1 protein-coding gene is annotated in these 245 nt (G+C 56.3%); it reads left to right on the plus strand.

Features of this window, described 5'->3' with window-relative positions; all coding sequences use genetic code 11:
* Positions 1–245: AMP-binding protein (locus tag V6D44_RS21010; protein WP_333516867.1), on the plus strand; the 245-nt coding region annotated here is incomplete at both ends.

A 245-nucleotide genomic window follows, 5' to 3' on the forward strand; every position in this document is an offset into this window, starting at 1 on the left:
GCCCGTTTTGCTTCTTTATTGCCGCAGGTTTCGCTGATCCATGGCTACGGGCCGACAGAAGCAACGGTAGACGCGGCATTTTACGTATTGGACCCAGAGCGAGACAGGGATCGCTTGCGGATTCCGATCGGGAAGCCTGTACCCGGTGCGCGTTTATATGTTTTAGATCCGCATTTAGCCGTACAGCCTTGCGGTGTCGCCGGCGAACTGTACATCGCCGGAGCGGGTGTTGCCAGAGGCTATTT

The organism is Bacillus sp. 0209A (assembly GCF_036765095.1).
GTDB classification, from domain to species: Bacteria; Bacillota; Bacilli; order Bacillales; family Bacillaceae; genus Bacillus; species Bacillus subtilis_G.